1 pseudogene is annotated in these 419 nt (G+C 55.1%); it reads left to right on the top strand.

Going from position 1 to position 419, the window contains the following annotated elements:
- Nucleotides 1-419 (top strand): annotated as a pseudogene (locus tag NE623_RS14485) (hypothetical protein); the annotation flags it as partial.

Genomic DNA, 419 nt, shown 5'->3' with positions numbered 1-419 from the left:
GGCTATGGGCTGCTCGTGCTGTTTTTTGCTGTGGGCGTCATGAAAACCTGCGGTAGCTTTGTGGAAGTCAAAAAGCCGGAACACGCGCTCAAGCTGTTCATCCGTTTTGCGCTGGCAAAGGGTGCGGTGACCTATGGGTTGGAGTTAATGCTGGCGGTTTTCTCCATTGTGCAGGGCATGGTGTCCACCATTATTACCCAATCGGGCAGCTCTGGCATGAGCAGCGTGTCGCTGCCGCAGGAGTTGATCGACGCCATCAACAATGTGGGCTTTTGGGATAGCATCCCGCTGTGGGCGGTTACGCTGATCGGCGGGCTGCTGATTACGGTTTTATCCTTTACCATGATCCTCACGGTCTACGGCAGAATGTTCAGCCTGTGGATGTACGCCGCCATTGCGCCGATACCGCTGTCCACATT

The sequence above is a fragment of the Gemmiger formicilis genome (genome assembly GCF_024462815.1).
Lineage (GTDB): Bacteria > Bacillota > Clostridia > Oscillospirales > Ruminococcaceae > Gemmiger.
The sequence above is the reverse complement of the archived record's forward strand: the minus strand, read 5'-3'. Positions and strand labels throughout refer to the sequence as shown.